The organism is Paenibacillus sp. FJAT-27812, from assembly GCF_001273905.1.
Taxonomy (GTDB): domain Bacteria; phylum Bacillota; class Bacilli; order Paenibacillales; family Paenibacillaceae; genus Pristimantibacillus.
Window position 1 is genome coordinate 3,947,602 of the sequence record NZ_LIGH01000001.1, and the last position, 19,738, is coordinate 3,967,339.

The 19,738-nt window shown below is 49.5% G+C and carries 17 protein-coding genes and 1 tRNA gene; 16 read left to right on the forward strand and 2 right to left on the reverse strand.

What is annotated here, in order from left to right; genetic code table 11:
* The first annotated feature begins 146 nt into the window (after positions 1–146).
* The 6 genes from ADU23_RS16675 to ADU23_RS16700 all read left to right on the forward strand — a co-directional run bounded on the left by ADU23_RS16675 (position 147) and on the right by ADU23_RS16700 (position 6,154).
* Positions 147–1,046: an ABC transporter permease gene (locus ADU23_RS16675; protein WP_053377677.1), complete on the forward strand. Its 900-nt coding sequence runs from the start codon at positions 147–149 to the stop codon at positions 1,044–1,046.
* Positions 1,047–1,064: 18 nt separating this feature from the next.
* The gene (locus ADU23_RS16680) at positions 1,065–1,952 is read left to right on the forward strand and encodes a carbohydrate ABC transporter permease (protein ID WP_053374760.1); all 888 of its coding nucleotides are present in this window, start codon (positions 1,065–1,067) and stop codon (positions 1,950–1,952) included.
* A 64-nt stretch (positions 1,953–2,016) separates the two neighbouring features.
* Positions 2,017–3,549 (forward strand): ABC transporter substrate-binding protein, encoded by a 1,533-nt coding sequence (locus tag ADU23_RS16685; RefSeq protein WP_053374761.1) that lies wholly within the window; start codon positions 2,017–2,019, stop codon positions 3,547–3,549.
* Positions 3,550–3,581: 32 nt separating this feature from the next.
* Complete coding sequence (locus ADU23_RS16690) at positions 3,582–4,682, forward strand: Gfo/Idh/MocA family protein (RefSeq protein WP_063846028.1); 1,101 nt, start codon at positions 3,582–3,584, stop codon at positions 4,680–4,682.
* Positions 4,683–5,411 carry a ThuA domain-containing protein gene (locus ADU23_RS16695; RefSeq protein WP_053374762.1) on the forward strand — a complete coding sequence of 243 codons (729 nt, stop codon included), beginning with the start codon at positions 4,683–4,685 and terminating at the stop codon, positions 5,409–5,411.
* Positions 5,412–5,545: 134 nt separating this feature from the next.
* Positions 5,546–6,154, forward strand: coding sequence for an AAA family ATPase (locus tag ADU23_RS16700; RefSeq protein WP_053374763.1), 609 nt, complete (start codon positions 5,546–5,548; stop codon positions 6,152–6,154).
* Positions 6,155–6,246: 92 nt separating this feature from the next.
* Here the strand turns inward: ADU23_RS16700 and ADU23_RS16705 are convergent, their stop codons facing one another.
* A complete protein-coding gene (locus tag ADU23_RS16705) occupies positions 6,247–7,140 on the reverse strand; it encodes a LysR family transcriptional regulator (protein WP_053374764.1) in 894 nt (297 codons plus the stop codon).
* Between the two features lie 117 nt (positions 7,141–7,257).
* On the opposite strand from ADU23_RS16705, the gene ADU23_RS16710 reads away from it, so the two are divergent.
* Positions 7,258–7,722 (forward strand): HPP family protein, encoded by a 465-nt coding sequence (locus ADU23_RS16710; RefSeq protein ID WP_053374765.1) that lies wholly within the window; start codon positions 7,258–7,260, stop codon positions 7,720–7,722.
* Positions 7,723–7,828: 106 nt separating this feature from the next.
* Here the strand turns inward: ADU23_RS16710 and ADU23_RS16715 are convergent.
* Positions 7,829–7,905, reverse strand: a tRNA-Arg gene (locus tag ADU23_RS16715).
* 239 nt (positions 7,906–8,144) lie between these two features.
* On the opposite strand from ADU23_RS16715, the gene ADU23_RS16720 reads away from it, so the two are divergent.
* The 9 genes from ADU23_RS16720 (at position 8,145) to ADU23_RS16760 (ending at position 19,618) form a co-directional block, all read left to right on the forward strand.
* Entirely contained in the window at positions 8,145–9,050 is a 906-nt protein-coding gene (locus ADU23_RS16720; RefSeq protein ID WP_231637422.1) for a hypothetical protein, read from the forward strand.
* An 88-nt stretch (positions 9,051–9,138) separates the two neighbouring features.
* Positions 9,139–10,428, forward strand: coding sequence for a trigger factor (gene tig / locus ADU23_RS16725; RefSeq protein WP_053374766.1), 1,290 nt, complete (start codon positions 9,139–9,141; stop codon positions 10,426–10,428).
* Positions 10,429–10,658: 230 nt separating this feature from the next.
* Entirely contained in the window at positions 10,659–11,252 is a 594-nt protein-coding gene (gene clpP, locus ADU23_RS16730; RefSeq protein ID WP_053374767.1) for an ATP-dependent Clp endopeptidase proteolytic subunit ClpP, read from the forward strand.
* 16 nt (positions 11,253–11,268) lie between these two features.
* Entirely contained in the window at positions 11,269–12,525 is a 1,257-nt protein-coding gene (gene clpX, locus ADU23_RS16735; RefSeq protein ID WP_053374768.1) for an ATP-dependent protease ATP-binding subunit ClpX, read from the forward strand.
* 195 nt (positions 12,526–12,720) lie between these two features.
* Positions 12,721–13,830 (forward strand): flavodoxin-dependent (E)-4-hydroxy-3-methylbut-2-enyl-diphosphate synthase, encoded by a 1,110-nt coding sequence (gene ispG, locus ADU23_RS16740; RefSeq protein WP_053374769.1) that lies wholly within the window; start codon positions 12,721–12,723, stop codon positions 13,828–13,830.
* A 289-nt stretch (positions 13,831–14,119) separates the two neighbouring features.
* Complete coding sequence (gene lonB, locus ADU23_RS16745; protein WP_053374770.1) at positions 14,120–15,823, forward strand: ATP-dependent protease LonB; 1,704 nt, start codon at positions 14,120–14,122, stop codon at positions 15,821–15,823.
* A 37-nt stretch (positions 15,824–15,860) separates the two neighbouring features.
* Positions 15,861–18,230 carry an endopeptidase La gene (gene lon, locus ADU23_RS16750; RefSeq protein ID WP_053374771.1) on the forward strand — a complete coding sequence of 790 codons (2,370 nt, stop codon included), beginning with the start codon at positions 15,861–15,863 and terminating at the stop codon, positions 18,228–18,230.
* Positions 18,227–18,814 (forward strand): ribosome biogenesis GTP-binding protein YihA/YsxC, encoded by a 588-nt coding sequence (gene yihA / locus ADU23_RS16755; RefSeq protein WP_053374772.1) that lies wholly within the window; start codon positions 18,227–18,229, stop codon positions 18,812–18,814. Before lon ends, yihA begins: the two co-directional genes overlap by 4 nt.
* A 213-nt stretch (positions 18,815–19,027) precedes the next feature.
* Positions 19,028–19,618 (forward strand): non-ribosomal peptide synthetase module, encoded by a 591-nt coding sequence (locus ADU23_RS16760; protein WP_053374773.1) that lies wholly within the window; start codon positions 19,028–19,030, stop codon positions 19,616–19,618.
* Positions 19,619–19,738 lie beyond the last annotated feature (120 nt).

Genomic DNA, 19,738 nt, shown 5'->3' on the forward strand with positions numbered 1-19,738 from the left:
CACAATCCGTATCGAGCAAGTCATTTAAGAGGTAGGTCGCATCCGCGGAACCAGATATGATTGCTTCATAGAACACTAACGACTTGGAGCGATGCATATTGAAAGCCGCAAAGACAGGAAACGGCAGCAGAACAGCCTTCTGGAGGATGCTGAGAAAACATCGGGTTTTGCTGCTGATGACGGTGCCGGGCATTTTGTATTTTTTGATCAACAATTATTTGCCGATGTTTGGCGTCATTATCGCATTTAAGGATTTGAATTACGCAAAGGGCATACTCGGGAGCGATTGGGTCGGCTTTAAAAATTTCGAGTTTCTGTTTCAGACGGATCGAGCTTATCTCATCACGCGCAATACCGTGCTCTACAATGCTCTCTTTATTGTAATCAACGTCATACTGGGCGTCGGCGTTGCGATTCTGCTCAATGAGCTTAAGAAAAAGCTGATGTCACGCTTTTACCAAAGCATTATTTTGCTCCCTTATCTGCTCTCTGCGGTCATTGTCAGCTATCTGGTGTTCAGCTTTCTTAGCGTGGAGTATGGATTCGTGAACAAGCTCATTCTTGAGCCGCTAGGCTTGGACGGCATTACGTGGTATAGCGAGCCCAAGTATTGGCCGTATATTTTGACAATCGTGAATGTGTGGAAAAGCGTCGGGTATTTCAGCATCATCTATTTGGCGGCGATCGTAGGCATAGACGCCGAGTATTATGAAGCGGCAACGCTTGACGGAGCGAGCAAGTGGCAGCAGGTACGCTTGATTACGTTTCCCCTCATCATTCCAGTCGTCATGATTATGACGCTGCTGCAGGTGGGCAAAATTTTTAACGCGGATTTTGGTTTGTTCTATCAGGTTCCTATGAATTCGGGAGCATTGATGTCTGCTACGGATGTTATTGACACCTATGTGTACAGGGCTTTGATGCAAATGGGAGATGTCGGAATGGCTTCGGCGGCAGGCTTGTATCAATCGGTGCTTGGTTTCTTGCTCATCTTCGGCGTGAATTACATCGTTAGAAAAATAAACAGCGATCACGCGTTATTTTAGGCTAGGGGGAACAAGGCTATGCTTTTATTAAAAAGGAGCCCGCAGTTTTTGATCCATTTGTTTTTTGTGCTGTACATCGCGGCGACGGTTTTTCCTTTGCTGCTAATATTCATGGTGTCGATTACGGAAGAAAAATCATTGCTGCGCAACGGCTACTCTTTCTTCCCTGAGATCATCGATTTTAGCGCATACACGTACCTGTTCTATGATTCCTCGACGATCGTTAACGCTTACGCTGTGACTATATTCGTGACGGTTGCAGGCACGTTTTGCGGACTATTGCTAACAGCGCTGTTTGCTTATCCCATCTCGCGCAAAGACTTTCCGCTGCGGAAGGTGCTGACCTTCTACGTGTTTTTCACGATGCTCTTCAATGGCGGGCTAGTGCCTTGGTATCTGGTTTATACGAATCTGTTGAATATCAATAACACGCTGCTCGCTTTAATCGTGCCTAATCTGCTCATCGGCGGCTTTAACGTGCTCATTATGCGAACGTTCTTCACCACGACGATTCCGCCGGAGGTCATTGAATCAGCCTCGATGGACGGAGCTGGCGAGCTGCGCATATTTTTTCAAATCGTGCTGCGGCTGTCCCTTCCCGTCATGGCGACCATTGGTTTGTTTATGACGCTTGCCTACTGGAACGATTGGTACAACAGCTTAATCTATATTAATGACATCGATATGTACAGCATCCAGTATTTGCTCAACAAAACGTTAACGGACATTCAAGTGGTGCTGAATCAGACAACCGGCTCGCTTCAATCGCAGTTGCTGGCGAGCGTTCCGACGGAAACGGTCAGGATGGCAATGGCAGTCGTCGGGCTTGGGCCGATTGTGCTCGCGTATCCCTTTTTCCAACGTTATATTGTGCAGGGGATGACGGTTGGCGCTGTAAAAGGCTAATGCTGGAGCTAACGGCCCAGTTTAGTATAGCTATCATCAATATAAATACGGGAGGGGTATCACAATGAAACAAAGAAAGGGCAATTACGTTTGGCTGCTTATGGTGCTCGTGATTTCACTTATTTCCTCTGGCTGCGGCAGCTCGAATGCGCCTACTTCAAACAGCAATAAAGGCGAAGCGACGAACTCCGGTGCAACTGGGGAGAAAAAGCTTGATCCGTACAAAATCGTTCTCGTGCTCCCAGGCTCGCAGCCTAAGGACGAGCAGCTCGTACTGGATAAAGTAAATGTCATCCTAAAAGAAAAGATCAATGCGACGCTTGAAATCCGTTCGATCGATTGGAGCGCATGGGGAGATAAAACGAACCTGATGTTTACGTCGAATGAAGCGTTCGATCTCATATTCTCCGCAGGCTGGAACGGCTTCTCGCAGCAGGTAGGCAAAGGCCAGTTCATTCCTTTGGATAGTCTGGTAAAAGAGTACGGCGGCGCCTTCCTCGACACGATTGATCCGGAAATCGTCAATGCGGCCAAAGTAGACGGCAAATTGTACGGCATGGTCGCCAACAAGGAGTTTGCGGCTGACAAAGGATTGATTTTGCGCAAGGACCTGGTTGATAAATATAAGTTCGACCTATCGAAGGTGAAGGAGCTTTCGGATCTTGAGCCGCTGCTCAAAACGATCAAAGACAATGAACCGGGCGTTACCCCGTTTATCGTGAACGGCGGAGCTTCTCCTTCTGCGGCTATTCTCGATTACGGCTATTATGACCTGCTTGGCGATGGACCCGGAGAGCTGGCCCGTACCGGCGAAGGGCTTAACGTGATTAGCAAAATCGAAGATCCCAAGTATATGGAATATGCCAAGCTGATGCGCAAATGGTTTTTGGCTGGCTATATCAATAAAGATGCGGCTACGCTGCAGGACGTCGGCAAGGCACTCGGCTCGGGTAAAGCATTTGCGCAAACCGGCTCGTTCAAGCCAGGCTCCAATTTGGAAAATTCCCGTTCGCAGGGAACGGAATTGGTAGAGATTCAGCTCATGTCGCCATTTACCAGCACAACGGATGCGACCAGCGCGGTGCTTGCCATCTCGCGGACGTCCAAAAATCCAGAGCGCGCCATGATGTTCGTTAATCTTTTGTTCTCGGACAGCGAGCTCATGAATTTGCTTATTAACGGAATCGAAGGCACGCATTATGTCAAAAAATCGGATAATATCATTGATTTTCCGGAGGGCGTAGACGGCAGCAGCTCGGGTTATCCGCCAACCAGAAACTGGATGCTGGGCAACCTTCCCTTAATTCATATCTGGGCAAACGAAGATCCGAACAAATGGCAGGCGTATAAGGATTATAACGAGAGCGCCGAGAAATCGCGTGCCTTAGGTTTTACCTTTAACGCTGAGCCTGTCAAAACGGAAATTGCGGCGACAAGCAACGTGGAGAAGGAATTTAAAAACGTCATCGTTACCGGCTCTGTTGATCCGGAAGAGCAAATTCCCGTTTACATCGAGAAGATGAAAGCGGCAGGGATGGATAAAATCGTCGCAGAGAAGCAAAAACAGCTGGACGAATGGGCTAAAACAAATAAATAAGCGCCGGAGCGACGGAAATGGAGTGATAACCAATGAAAGAAATAAAAGTCGGCATTATTGGGCTTGGCGGCATGGCTAACATGCATATGGAGGGTATAGCGAGGCTCGAAGGGATACGGATTACTGCCCTTTGCGATTCCTTGGGCGAGGCGGTGAACCGAACCGGCGACAAGCTGGGCATTCCGCTTGATCGCAGATTCGCCCATTATGCTGATTTGATAACATGCGCTGAGGTGGATGCCGTCCTGTCCATTACGCCAAATGACGCTCATTACGAAATCGTGAAATGCTGCTTGCTGCACAGCAAGCCAATTATGACGGAGAAGCCCTTCACGCGTACCTTCGAGGAAGCGCATGAATTGCATCAGCTGTATGTCGAAAATCCCATTCCATCTATGGTTGGTTTCTCCTATCGTTATGTGCCATCGTTCCGCTATGCCCGTGATCTGATTAAGCAAGGGAAGATCGGGCAAATCAGGCATGTATTCGTCCAGTATTTGCAATCATGGGGCGTGCCGGTATACGATACGCCGATGAATTGGCGCTATCGGAGCGAAATAACAGGAACGGGCGCACTCGCCGATCTTGGCTCTCATATGGTTGATGCGGCACGCTATATGATCGGAGAATTTGATGAAGTAATGGCGCAATTGAAAACCTTTATTCCAAGCCGGCGCGATCCTGTTACAGGTGAAATGGGAACGGTGGACGTCGACGATTTTACCGGATTTCTGGCGACGCTTGATTCGCAGGTTACAGGGGTATTTCAAACATCTAGAAATGCCTATGGCTCTGGCAACCAACTGGAGCTCCAAATTTACGGCGAGCTGGGAACGATATCAATCGGCTGTGAGCGGGGGAGTGAGCTGACTTGGATTCATCCCAATGAAGAGAATGCTGCTTCAATCGTGACGGAGGTGCAAAGAGTGCCTGCCGAGTACGAACTGGCCCAGCTGGAGGATTTTTTCGATGGGGTGCGCGGCAATGGGCGTGAGGGGCTGCCGACGATCGAAGACGGCTTTGCCAATCAAGAGGTATTGGAAGCGATTTATCAAGCTGCGATCAGCAAGCAGGCGATATCCTTGGCACGCTTTCGTTCTCATGAGCAAGCAGCAGCAGAAGGAGACAGATAGATGAAAACCCGCGTTACGATTTGGAATGAATACCGGCATGAGCAGACAAACGATAAAGCAAAGGCGATATATCCCGAAGGCATCCATGCCGTACTTGCAAGCGCTTTGGCAGGCTTTGGTTACGATACGAGAGCGGCGACGCTCGATGAGCCGGAGCATGGGCTTGACGAGCACACCTTGAACCGTACCGATGTGCTGATTTGGTGGGGACATATGGCGCATGACGAGGTGGATGACCGAATTGTCGAGAGGGTGCATGAGCGCGTCCTGCAGGGGATGGGGCTAATCGTGCTTCATTCCGGCCATTATTCAAAAATATTTAAAAGGCTGATGGGCACCAGCTGCGCATTGAAATGGCGGGAGGCGGATGAGAAGGAGCGGCTTTGGGTCGTAAACCCTGCGCATCCGATTGCTGCCGGGATCGGCGAATATATTGAGCTGGAGCAGGAAGAGATGTACGGCGAGCATTTTGACATCCCGGTCCCAGATGAGCTTGTGTTCGTTAGCTGGTTTGAGGGCGGGGAAGTGTTCCGCAGCGGATGCACTTACTATAGAGGCCAAGGCAAAGTATTCTATTTCCGGCCAGGCCATGAAACCTATCCGACCTATCATAATGGGGATGTGATGCGCGTCATAGCGAACGCCGTGCAGTGGTGCGGTGCGGAAAGAGGAGCTAAGCCGAATTATGGGCAAATACCCATTCCGTTGGAAGAGATTGTAAGGCGGTAATGTTTTTAAGGGCTGGCTTCAAGGTTATAGACCTTGGAGCAGTCCTTTTTTTCGACAAATAGTAAAGGGCGATTCTATCAAAATATCAAAAAAAATGATATACTTCTACAAAAAAATAGTGGAGGGTTTTCCGTTTGCAAAAGTTGGTTTTTTTCGTGGGTGTAGCAGGCACAGGCAAGACGACAGTAGCTAGAAGGCTAGCGGATCGCATTTCAGCAGCTTTCCTTGATCGCGATACGATTGGCGGAAGGTTTGTAGAGGCGATCTTGGAGATGAATGGCTTTGATAAACGAGATCGGGATTCCGAGTATTATAAAAAGCATTTGCGTGATTTGGAATACGACACGGCGAAGGATGTCTGCATTGAAAATCTTGCGGCTGGACAAAACGTGTTTATGATTTCTCCCTTTACGGCAGAGCTGAAGAACAAGCAATGGATCGAGGATGTGCTTGCAGCAGCTGGTCGAACGAAGCAGGAAGTTGACGTTAAGGTGGTTGTTGTCACGCTTCTTGATATGGAGCTGCAAAAGAACCGTATCGTCGGCCGTCAAACCGAGCGCGATCAGTGGAAGCTGAACAATTGGGGCGACTTTGAGAAGCGGATTGAATTCGTGCCGCAAATCAATTGGGACATTCCAAGCAGTTCGGTTCTCGTATTTGACAACAGCGAAGAGCTGACGGATGAGAAAGCAGAGCACTTATTCCAATTTGTAAACGAAAAGCAGACGACCTTGTCGGTTTAATGCTTTTTTTTGTGTGAAAATCGTAAAGGCGGCTTCATGCGGTTATTAACCGGTGAAGCCGCCTTTTTGTGCACGAGAAGCCTGGAGTTCGTTCAATTCGCTGCAAAATAAGCTTTTAAATGTTGGATGAGCGCCTTGTCTGCCGCTTTTGGCTCGCGAGATTTGTGCGTAATGACGCCATGCGTAAGCGTAAGCTCCCTATCGTAGGGGAGCGAGAGCAGCGCGCCTGCGGCAATTTCCCGCGCGACGTTGGATTCGGGCACGAAAGCGATTCCCATGCCGCAGCTGACGGTCTGCTTAATCAGCTCGACGCTCGGAAAGGACAATTGATCGGCAAGCTCCACATCGGCGTCACGCAGCACATCGCGGCCGTATGCGTGGTAGATGCACTGCTCTCCAAAGCTGATGAAGGCAGAATCGTATAATGACCGCCAGCCCTGCTGCTCGAAGCGCTCGCGGAGGGCAGGGGCACAGACCAGCGCCAGCTTCTCTTCGAGCAGCGGAGTAAATAGAAGGTCATCGCGTTCAGGCGGCTTAGGGACGATTCCGAGGTCGGCGCGGTGATTGGCTACCTGATCGGCAACCTCATGCATAAGCCCCGGCGTCAAATGAAGCTTGATCTTCGTGAACTGCTTAAGAAAGCCTGTTAGAAAAAATGGCAGATGCGACACCGCAAACGATTCGAGTGCGCCTAGCCGGACGATGCCGGAAGGGCTGTCCGTATCCGTAAGCGCGTCCTGCAGCGACTGTCCGAGCTGGATGAACTGGTAGGCAAAAGGCGCGAGCTGCAAGCCGGCTTCCGTCGGCTCAACGCCGCGCGGCAATCGGTGAAACAGCTTCTTCCCGCTGGTCAGCTCCAAATGCCGTACATGCGCGGTTACGGTCGATTGCACATAACCAAGGCGCTCCGCTGCCCGGCTAAAGCTTTTTTCCTCCAGCACGGCAGCAAAAGTAATGAAGAAACGTCCTTCCCATGATTCGAGCATATCGCGGGCCTCCTTTGGTATCGATAATTGAAATAGATATCATCGAAAACATTCAATATTCAAATAGGTAGCCTTATGTTAGCATGAAATCGAATCAAGTGAAACGAGGTGCACAATATGTTGAGAAAAATAAGCTGGAAGCCTCTGGCGGCAGCCGTAGGAGGAACGGCAGTGATTGCGCTGCTGCTGCTCATGGGCGATGCGGCGTCCGTAACGCTGCTGATGGCTCCTTTTGGCGCAAGCTGCGTGATTGCTTTCGCTTTGCCGGAGAGCCCGCTTGCGAAGCCAAGGAGCATTGTAGGAGGGCATCTCATAAGCACGGGAGTAGGCCTTGCGATGCTCCAACTATTCGGGACGTCGACATGGTCTCTGGCTCTCTCCGTCGGGCTAGCGATCCTTCTGATGCAATATACGAAAACCCTCCATCCACCCGCAGGCGCTGATCCGCTCGTCGTCATTATAAGCGGGGCAAGCTGGTCGTTTTTGATCACGCCGGTACTGCTGGGAGCGGTCATCATCGCGCTAGCCGCTTATGTTTACCGCAGGATGCTGGCGGCTAAGCCGGCCGCCGCGAGACAATGAAAATAAGGCTGCTCCGGGGAGCAGCCTTATTTTTGTTTTAACCATAAAAAACCCTCCAACACTTTGCAGTATTTGGAGGGTTTGTGCGTTTGATTATTTAATTGAATGGCGTCCCGGAAGAGATTCGAACTCCCGACCGACGCCTTAGAAGGGCGTTGCTCTATCCAGCTGAGCTACCGGGACACAAGCAATAATATACCACATGTTATTATTTTATTGCAAGCACATTTTTTAAATCATCGGTAATTTATTCTAATATTTGCTTTATGCGCTCCCTTGATGCTACATTTGTTTTTTCTTTTGCCCGTACATGTTATAATCGTACGCAAGATTGAACGAATGAACAAACGGCATGACCATAAGGCGGTGTTATCATTACAACTCCCAATGACACACAAGGCGACAACAAGGATAACGTTTACTTGTTCCCTAGCATGCTGGACCATTATCAGGTACAGTTAACCCGTATGCTAGAAGCGGAGCAATACGGGGAGGCCAAGGAGTTGCTGCGCTTTTTGCTGCAATGCCAAGGCGAGGATGCGCGTCATTATGAAGAGTGGGACAGTCTTCTGATATGGCTCGACATGGCTTTCCCTGAAGACGGCATTGGTGAAGAAGGCTCAGTTTATGTATTAGCCAAGCGAGAGAAGGAAGAGGATGAGGCGACCATGCGCGAGCAGCTTCTGAACCCTCCCGACCAAGACGAGGCTTATATCAACCAAGTGCTCTACATCATGCAAAATCATCCAATGATCGATCAGCAGATTCTTGCCCTTGAACGCGCTGCCTATATTCAATCTCCGGATATGGACGAATCGATCAAGACATGGCTTGCAACTGAGCCGGTTCACCCGGTCGTTCAATTTAAGGCGCTTCAATGCTTGCGAAAGCGAGGAGCAACAGGGTCGCTGACAATCGAGAGATTAGGGGAGACCGTGGAATTCGAGCTGGATGTTACGCCACTATCGATGGACGATTTTCCATCGCCGGTTATTCGGATTTTAGAGCGGACGGAGCAGGTTGCCGAGGTTGATGATCCAACATTGCCGCATTTTGCCAGAGAGCTTTGGAAGGAAAGTTTGCAATTTTTGTATGGTACGGCTGCTTATCATTGGATGCTGAGAGAAGACGAGGATACGGTCGATTATTTTGCGGCTGCGCTGCATTTAACGCTGCTTCTTACGGTTTACGGCTCGGCGAACGATGACGATATTCGTGATACATACGGCATTACCGAAGGTTTGAGATTCCGTTATGAGCAAGCATGCAAGGCACTGCGGCAGGTTGCGGTGCTTCAGCAATCGGGGGAAGATGAACCAGAGTCTTGATAATCTGGCCCAGCTTGTTTATAATAGAATGGTTTATGAAACGTGACTACTACTGATGCATGAGCATTTTCGGAGGGGAAGGCATAAAATGAAAGCAACTTGGGAAAAAATAGACAAGAACATCGTATCGATCGACGTGGAGGTTGAAGCGGAGAAGGTAGCGGGTGCTCTTGATCAAGCGTTCAAAAAAGTGGTTCAAAAAGTAAACGTACCTGGATTCCGTAAAGGTAAAGTGCCGCGCGGCATTTTCGAATCCCGTTTTGGAATTGAAAGCCTGTACCAGGATGCTATTGACATCCTGCTGCCAGACGCTTATTCCGATGCAGTAAAAGAACATAATCTTGAGCCGGTTGACCGTCCTGAGATCGATGTTGAGCAATTCGCAAAAGGCGAAACATTCAAATTCAAAGCAAAAGTTATCGTTAAGCCAGAAGTAACGCTTGGCGAATACAAAGGCTTGGAAGTTGAAGCGGTTGTTTCCGAAGTTACGGAAGAGGAAGTTGCGGCTGAGCTTGAGCGTCTGCAACAGCGTCATGCCGAGCTTTCTGTTGTTGAAGAAGGCGCTGCAGAAAACGGCGACATCACCGTTCTTGACTTCGACGGCTATGTAGACGGCGAAGCATTCGAAGGCGGAGCAGGCGAGCGTTATTCGCTTGAGCTAGGCTCGAATTCCTTCATCCCAGGCTTCGAAGATCAAGTGGTTGGCATGCAAATCGGCGATTTCAAGGACGTTGAAGTAACGTTCCCCGAGAGCTACCACGCTGAGCACCTTGCAGGCAAGCCTGCTGTGTTCAAAGTGAAATTGCATGAAATCAAACGCAAAAGCCTTCCGGCTCTTGACGATGAGTTTGCTAAAGACGTTAGCGAGTTCGACACGCTTGAAGAGTACAAGCAGGATCTCACAAGCAAACTGAAAGAGCGCAAGGATCAAGAAGGCGAGCAAGCACGTGAGCTAGCTGTTATTGACAAAGCTACTGCAGCTGCTGATGTTGAAATCCCTGAAGCGATGATCGTTACGGAAACGGATTACATGATCAAGGATTTCGAAAACCGTCTTAAAGCGCAAGGCATGAACATGGAGCTTTACTTCCAGTTCTCCGGCCAAAACGAATCCGTTCTTCGCGAGCAAATGAAAAGCGATGCTGAGAAGCGCGTTCGCAACAACCTTGTGCTTGATGCAATCGCTAAAGCAGAAGGCATTACTGCAAACGATGAGGATCTGAACGAAGAGCTTGAGAAGCTGTCCAAAGCTTACAACCGTCCTTCCGAAGAGCTTCGCGACATTTTCGAGAAAAACGGCAACCTAGGCAGCATCCAAGAAGATATTTCTCTTCGCAAAACAATCAAGTTCTTGCTTGATAACAGCAAAACGGTTTAATAGATCACATAAGCAAAATTAAATAAACGGTTTGTCTCAAGGTAAGGCACGTCATTGGTACGTGCCTTATTTTGACCCTACATATGAAATTGTGCTGCCCATGGAGGCTAATCTCCGTACATATCGAACGGCCGTCGTCGTATACTGTAGTATTGGAAAAATGACATCATTACGATGACGTGTTACAATAAGTAAGTAACCAAAGTCATAAACGAAAAGAGGTTGGTCGCATGAATCTGGTACCGATCGTAGTCGAACAAACAAATCGCGGGGAACGTTCTTACGATATTTACTCCCGTTTGCTGAAGGACCGCATTATTTTCCTTGGGAGCGCAATCGATGATGATGTAGCAAACTCCATCATTGCACAGCTGCTGTTTCTGGCGGCCGACGATCCAGAGAAAGACATTCATCTGTACATTAACTCTCCCGGCGGCTCCGTGACTGCAGGAATGGGTATATTTGATACGATGCAATATATTAAGCCTGAGGTGTCCACGATTTGCATGGGCATGGCAGCAAGCATGGGCTCGCTTCTTCTTACGGCGGGCGCGAAGGGCAAGCGTTTTGCGCTTCCAAACGCAGAAGTGATGATTCACCAGCCGCTTGGCGGCGTTCGCGGTCAAGCTTCTGATATCAAAATTCATGCGGATTGGATTTTGAAAACAAAACAAAAGCTGAATCAAATTTATGTAGATCGCACCGGACAGCCTTATGAGAAAATCGACCGCGATACCGACCGTGACAATTTCATGAGCGCGGAAGAGGCTCTTGCCTACGGTTTGATTGACAAGGTGATTACAGCACCGGTATCGACGATTTAATCGAAGGGGTGATTACATGTTTAAATTCAACGACGAAAAAGGCCAGTTGAAATGTTCGTTCTGCGGCAAGTCGCAGGATCAAGTACGTAAATTGGTTGCCGGTCCCGGCGTCTATATATGCGATGAGTGCATCGAGTTGTGTACCGAAATTGTTGAGGAAGAACTCGGCAATGAGGAAGAGCTTGATCTTAAAGATATTCCGAAACCGAAAGATATCCGGGCTATTCTGGATTCTTATGTCATCGGCCAAGAGTTTGCCAAAAAATCGTTGTCTGTAGCGGTATACAACCATTACAAACGGATTAATTCCGGAAGCAAAATTGAAGACGTCGAATTGCAGAAGAGCAACATTTTGCTGCTGGGTCCTACGGGCTCCGGTAAAACGCTGCTTGCGCAAACGATGGCTAAAATTTTGAACGTTCCTTTTGCCATTGCAGACGCAACTTCGCTTACGGAAGCGGGTTATGTCGGCGAGGACGTCGAGAACATTTTGCTTAAGCTCATTCAGGCTGCCGACTATGATGTGGAAAAAGCGGAACGCGGCATCATCTATATCGATGAAATCGATAAAGTGGCACGCAAATCCGAAAACCCATCCATTACGCGCGACGTGTCGGGCGAGGGCGTTCAACAAGCGCTTCTGAAAATTTTGGAGGGTACGGTTGCATCCGTTCCGCCGCAAGGTGGTCGCAAGCATCCTCATCAAGAGTTTATCCAAATCGATACAACGAACATTTTGTTCATTTGCGGCGGCGCGTTCGACGGGCTGGAGTCTTTGATCAAACGTCGTATCGGCAAGAAAGTGATCGGCTTCAGCTCCACAGGCGAATTGCAGAAGGATCTTAAAGCAGGCGAATACCTAACGATGGTATTGCCTGAGGATCTGCTCAAATTCGGTCTTATTCCGGAGTTTGTCGGTCGTCTTCCGATCATTTCTACGCTTGAGCCGCTTGATGAGCCGGCACTCGTTCGGATTTTGTCCGAACCAAAAAATGCCCTCGTGAAGCAGTATCAAAAGCTGCTTGAAATGGACAACGTGAAGCTTGATTTCGAACCGGCTGCCCTTGATGCAATCGCGAAGGAAGCGATCAAGCGCAACACTGGCGCCCGCGGCTTGCGAGCGATTATCGAGAGCATCATGCTGGAAGTCATGTACGAGGTGCCATCACGCGATGACCTAAGCACTTGCCTCATCACGGAACAAACCGTTCAAGAAAAAATTATGCCGGAACTTACGGCTAAGAAGACTAAGAAAAAAGAAGAGAGCGCGTAATCTAGCGTTCGAATATAAGAAGCTATAAGTTTAGGCTTATAACTTAGCTTATATTTCACCGCGAAACGAGCTTTAGCCGCCACTTGACGGCTAAAGTCGTTTACGCTTGACTACCGTCATTGTTTCCACCCAGCCGTGCGGCTTTTTGCCGCCAGTCAAAGGGTGGACTTTGCCGTTCATGGGAGAGATAAGCTTATGTACTTACGTCAAGATACGGTACCGGTTAAGGTCGGCAATCTAACGATTGGCGGCAGCAACGAAGTGATTATTCAGAGCATGTGTACGACCAAGACTGCTGACGTAGAAGCGACTGTCGCTGAAATATTGGGACTTGAGGAAGCGGGCTGCCAGCTTGTCCGCGTTACCGTCAATAACAAGGAAGCGGCAGAAGCGATTAAAGAGATTAAGAAACGGATTCATATTCCGCTTGTTGCGGACATTCATTTTGATTATCGTTTGGCGCTGCTTGCTATCGAGAACGGCATCGACAAGGTTCGGATTAATCCGGGCAACATCGGCCGCCGGGAACGGGTAGAGGCGGTCGTAAAGGCATGCAAGGAAAAAGGCATTCCAATTCGGATAGGCGTTAACGCCGGTTCGCTGGAAAATCATCTGCTTGAGAAGTACGGTTACCCGACTCCTGAAGCGATGGTAGAGAGCGCGCTTTTCCATATCGGTATTTTGGAAGAGCTTGATTTCCACGATATTATCGTTTCGTTGAAAGCGTCCGATGTGCCGATGGCGATCGCTGCCTACTCCATGGCCGCTAAGGTAATCAAATATCCGCTTCACCTTGGCATTACGGAAGCGGGTACACTGCATACGGGCACGATCAAGAGCTCGGCAGGTATCGGTGCGCTGCTGGCGCTTGGTATCGGCAACACGCTTAGAATCAGCCTCAGCGCGGACACCGTTGAAGAGGTTAAGGTAGCTCGCGAGCTGCTCAAAACTTTCGGACTCATTACGAATGCTGCAACGCTTGTATCCTGTCCGACCTGCGGCCGATTGGATATCGATTTGTTTTCAATCGCCAATGAGGTAGAGGACTATATTTCAAAAATTAAAGTACCGATTAAAGTATCTGTGTTAGGCTGTGCGGTTAACGGTCCCGGCGAGGCGCGCGAAGCGGATATCGGCATTGCGGGAGCAAGAGGCGAAGGCATGCTTTTCCGTTACGGAGAGCTGATTCGCAAGGTGCCTGAGGCTGAGCTGCTAAACGAGCTGAAGAAGGAAATCGACGAAATCGTACGCGTGTTTGAAGCGACTGGCGAAATTCCAGGTCGGAAGCATCATGCGCCGGCTTAATCCCGATTAAGAGGCTTATTTACGTCATCTAATGACGCGAATAAGTCTCTTTTTTTTGCAATAAATGCGCTAAAAAGTTGCTCAAAAACAATTTGACCCGACGACCTCTCTGGGCTTGCCGTGCTAATTTTGCGATCGCGCGAAAAATAACGGCGTTAACGGTTATTACCACTTCGTAGGGGCAATACTATCAAATACGCATGCTTATTACGGATAGGTTGCTTATTTGAATATAAGCTTACTACTAAGACGGCATCAGCCGTTTGCGCTTGAGAGGAGCGGATTGCTAATGAGTTTAAGTGTTGTATTGATGTTGATTCAAGTGTTTTTTGCTGTTGTAATTGGCTTGTATTTCTGGAACTTGCTGCGTAATCAGAAGACGAACCGCTCGGCCGTTGACCGAGAATCGCGCAAGGAGATGGATAAGCTCCGGAAGCTGAGGAGCGTTTCGCTAACGAAGCCTCTAGCGGAGAAGACAAGACCGCAAGCGATGCAGGATATCGTGGGGCAGCGTGACGGCCTGCGCGCCTTAAAGGCGGCGCTGTGCAGCGCAAACCCTCAGCATGTCATTATCTATGGACCGCCGGGCGTCGGGAAGACGGCTGCGGCACGCGTCGTTCTGGAGGAAGCGAAAAAAAATCCTTCCTCGCCGTTTCTGCCCGAAGCGAAGTTTACGGAAATCGATGCGACTACCGCCCGTTTTGACGAGCGCGGAATTGCCGATCCGCTTATCGGCTCTGTGCATGACCCCATTTATCAGGGGGCGGGGGCGATGGGCGTAGCGGGCATTCCGCAGCCAAAGCCGGGCGCTGTAACGAAGGCGCATGGCGGAATTTTGTTTATTGATGAAATTGGTGAATTGCATCCGGTTCAAATGAATAAATTGTTAAAAGTGCTGGAGGATCGTAAAGTATTTCTGGAGAGCGCTTATTATAATTCGGAGGATTCGAATATACCGGTGTACATTCATGATATTTTCCAAAATGGGCTGCCGGCCGACTTCCGCCTTGTGGGCGCGACCACGCGTTCGCCGCAGGAGATTCCGCCTGCGATCCGTTCCCGCTGCATGGAGGTCTTTTTCCGTCCGCTGCTTGCGGATGAAATTGCACTGGTAGCCGAAAACGCGGTCAAAAAAATCGGTTTTCCGCCTTGCCCTGAAGCGATCGATGTAGTGAAGCGGTACGCGACAAACGGACGCGAAGCGGTTAACGTTATTCAGCTGGCTGCGGGAGTAGCGTTATCCGAGAAACGCGACAGCATCTCGGCGGGAGATATCGAGTGGGTGGTCAATAGCAGCCAAATTCCGCCGCGTCCAGACCGCAAGGTACCGGAGGCGCCCCAAATCGGCTTCGTAAACGGCCTTGCCGTATATGGACCGAATATGGGAACGCTGCTCGAAATCGAAGTGAGCGCCATTCCTGCAGCTGCAGGCAAGGGCCAGTTCACCATTACCGGCGTCGTTGATGAGGAAGAGCTCGGCGGCGGATCACGGACGCTTAGAAGAAAAAGCATGGCAAAAGGTTCTGTGGAAAATGTGATTACCGTTTTGCGGCGCATTGGCCTAAATCCGCAGGATTTTGATTTGCATATCAACTTTCCTGGCGGTACGCCAATCGATGGACCGTCTGCCGGAATTGCGATGGCAACTGCCATTACGTCGGCGATTAAAGGCATTCCGATCGACAATAAGCTGGCGATGACAGGCGAAGTTGGCATCCATGGAAACGTGAAGCCCGTCGGCGGAGTATTAGCTAAAGTTGAGGCAGCATTCCAAGCAGGCGCAAAAACAGTTATAATCCCTAGGGAGAACTGGCAAGCGATATTTGCAGATTTGGAAGGCCTTAAGGTCATTCCGGTTGAAAAGGTGGAAGAAGTGTTTAAATATGTGTTCCCGGATGCCGAAGTATCCCCTGTACGGGTCGATGCTCCGCTTGGGACGGATCTTTTTATCGCTTCTGCCGTTCCTTATTTGCAGGCTGATTCCGTAGAATGATAAACTAGGTTAGACGTTAACATTTGGAGGTGCTGGTGTGGGACCTAGTAAATCGAAAGGTCGTCGGCTGCCCTTGCTTCCGCTAAGAGGGCTACTCGTTTATCCCAGCATGGTGCTTCACCTTGATGTGGGTAGGGACAAATCGGTTCGGGCGCTTGAGCGTTCGATGGTCGAAGATCATATGATATTGCTTTGTTCACAGTCTGAAGTGAACATTGAGGAGCCGACGGAGGAAGATATTTATAAAGTCGGCACCATCGCGAAAGTAAGGCAGATGCTTAAGCTGCCTAACGGGACAATCCGCGTGCTCGTGGAAGGCGTTACGCGCGCGGAGATTTTGGACTATTTGCCGAATGACGAGTTTTATGAGGTGTCGGTTCGGGAATTGCCGGAGCAGGAGACGGATGATCCAGAAGTGGATGCCCTTATGCGCTCCGTATTGAATCAATTCGAGCACTATATTTCATTATCGAAAAAGGTTACGCCGGAGACGTATGCGGCCGTATCCGATATCGATGATCCGGGCCGGCTTGCGGATGTCATTACAAGCCATTTATCGCTCAAGATCAAGGATAAACAAGACATTCTTGAGACGGTCGATGTCGGCGAGCGCCTCGAGCGGCTGCTTGATATTTTGAACAACGAGCGCGAGGTGCTTGAGCTCGAGCGCAAAATAAACCAACGCGTCAAGAAGCAAATGGAGAAGACGCAGAAGGAATATTATTTGCGCGAGCAGATGAAGGCGATCCAGAAGGAGCTTGGCGAGAAGGAAGGCCGCGCAGGCGAGGTAGAGGAGCTTCGGTCGCAGCTGGCTGAAGCGGGCGTGCCGGAGCTGGTGAAGGAGAAGATCGAGAAGGAAATCGATCGACTCGAAAAAATGCCGTCTACCTCTGCAGAGGGCGGCGTTATTCGCAATTATATCGATTGGCTGCTTTCTTTGCCTTGGAACAAAACGACGGATGATGATCTAAGCCTCAGCAAGGCAGAAGCGATTCTTAATGATGATCATTACGGCTTGGAGAAGCCTAAGGAGCGTGTGCTCGAGTATTTGGCGGTACAGCAGCTTGTTAAGCAATTAAAGGGTCCGATCCTTTGCTTAGTCGGTCCTCCGGGCGTCGGTAAAACGTCGCTTGCCCGTTCCATCGCCAAGTCGCTTGGCCGCAAATTCGTTCGCATCTCGCTTGGCGGCGTGCGTGACGAAGCGGAAATTCGCGGTCACCGCCGCACTTATGTCGGCGCTATGCCGGGAAGAATCATTCAAGGCATGAAGACTGCGGGCTCGCTTAATCCCGTGTTCTTGCTCGATGAGATTGACAAGATGGCGATGGACTTTCGCGGCGATCCGGCTTCTGCGCTGCTAGAGGTGCTTGACCCGGAACAAAACAATACGTTCAGCGACCATTTTGTCGAGGTGCCTTTCAACTTGTCCAATGTCATGTTCGTGACGACGGCTAATGCGATGCACAATATTCCTCGTCCGCTGCTTGACCGGATGGAGGTCTTGTACATTCCGGGCTACACGGAGCTGGAGAAGCTGCAGATCGGGAACCGTTATTTGCTGCCGAAGCAGAAGAAGGAGCATGGCCTGACCGAGGAGCAGCTCGTTATTTCGGAAGAGGTGCTGCTGCAGCTGGTTCGTGAGTATACGCGGGAATCCGGCGTTCGGAACTTGGAGCAGCAAATTGCAGCCGTGTGCCGGAAGGCAGCGAAGCATTTTGTATCCAAAGAGCAGGAGGAAACGCCTGAACCGCTTGAGGTTACGAGCGATCTGCTGAAGGAGTGGCTTGGACCGGCCAAATTCCGTTACGGGCTCGCCGAGAGCGAGAACCAAATCGGTGCGGTTACGGGTCTTGCGTGGACAGAGGTTGGCGGAGATACGCTCGTCATCGAAGTTACGGTAATGCCGGGTAGCGGAAAACTAACGTTAACTGGTAAACTAGGTGATGTCATGAAAGAATCCGCGCAAGCCGCGTTCAGCTATACGCGCTCGAAAGCGATCGAGCTGGGCATAGACCCAAGCTTCCATGAGAAGAACGATATTCATATCCATATTCCAGAAGGAGCCATTCCTAAGGATGGTCCGTCTGCGGGCATTACCATTGCAACAGCGCTTATTTCCGCCCTTACGAATCGTTATGTGAACAAGGAAGTAGCGATGACAGGCGAAATAACGCTCAGAGGCCGTGTGCTTCCGATTGGCGGTTTGAAAGAAAAATCGCTTGCCGCGCATCGCGCAGGCATTCGCAAGGTGCTGTTGCCGAAAGAAAATGAACGGGATCTACGGGATATTCCCGATAGCGTGCGCAATGATATGCAATTTTTTCCTGTCAGTCATATGGATGAAGTGCTGCAGCATGCGTTGCTTCCGATTCAAACGGAGGAGAAGGCAGGTACATCGATTTTATGAAAATTACACAAGCCCAGTTCGTCATCAGTGCGGTAAAACCCCATCAATACCCAGAGGACGCCTTGCCAGAGATTGCTCTGGCAGGGCGTTCGAATGTCGGAAAATCTTCATTGATTAACAAACTGATTTTACGCAAAAACTTAGCGCGTACGAGCTCGCAGCCAGGCAAAACGCAGCAGCTCAACTACTACCGGGTTAATGACTTGATCTATTTGGTCGATTTTCCGGGCTACGGCTATGCCAAGGTATCAAAGACGCAGCGCGTGCAGTTTGGCGAAATGATCGAACGCTACATTCGCGATCGTGAGCCGCTTAAGCTGCAGCTGCTCGTTATCGATATTCGCCACGAGCCGTCGCAGCAGGATCAGCAAATGTACAAATGGCTGAAGCATTATGAAATACCGACCTGCATCGTCGCAACGAAGGCGGATAAAATTCCGAAGTCTAAATGGGACAAGCATATCAAGATGATCAAGAAGACGCTAGAAGCAGATCCGCGCGATTCCGTCGTCTTATTTTCCTCAGAATTAGGGCTTGGTCGCGAGCAGCTTTGGGATATCATCAACGAAGCGATTGCTACATGAGGTAGCAAGTGCAGCAAGTTATGATATAAAGCAGAGGATACAGTGAAAAAGTCGGCATTCCTCGTGAATTCTACCGTTATATTGTGGAATATGCGAGAATATCGGGGATGGACGACAGGAATAAAATGTTCAGATCACGTATAATATACTTAAGCAACAAGACCAGAGTACAAAGACCAAACCGTGCAAGTTCAAAGAATTGAGGAGATTTTTATGGCTAAGCGGCTAGCCACAGAGTATGTAAATGCCAAACTGCAATTGACGAATGAAGAGATGGCTGAGTTTATCCGTTTGTTTGAAGAGCAGCAAATTCACCTTCAGGTGCTTGTGCTCGATAATGGAAATCAGGAGCTCGTTCTCGAAGATGTAGCAGGGAGGGAAGAAGTCCGACTGACCTTTGAACGTCAACAAGACTATTATGTGTGCGTACTATCTTGCCGTCTTGTTCAACCGAGGCTGACCAATGCCATGCGAAAAGCAGTATCTGTTTTCCGCGGCAACGCGATCGTCAACCGAATCTACAGTCATTATACGATGATCTATCATTATAAGAATGGTTCCGTTCACCAAATTGTTGAAAGCTCTAAGACCGGCGAGCGTGTCGTATTCGAGTTTAAGGATACGTTAGGGCAATTAGAGCGGGTGTTCCGCAGTCGTCTAATTGAGCGAGAGATCGGCCTTCTGGGCAATGCAGTCAACGAGCTGCTCGATCTTCGCAACCAAACGAAGGACACGGCAGAAATTAGCAAGATCGATGAGCGTTTGACGGATTTGACGCGCAAGCTCTTCGCACTAGAAGCGTAATGACGTAAGCTTAAGACGAATAGGGAGGCCGCTGCTGCGGCTTCTCTTTTTTTTATTCCTAATATGTGACATTGGTGAAAAGTGCAACATATTTTGCTCTTTGGCAGTTAGTAATAGGGT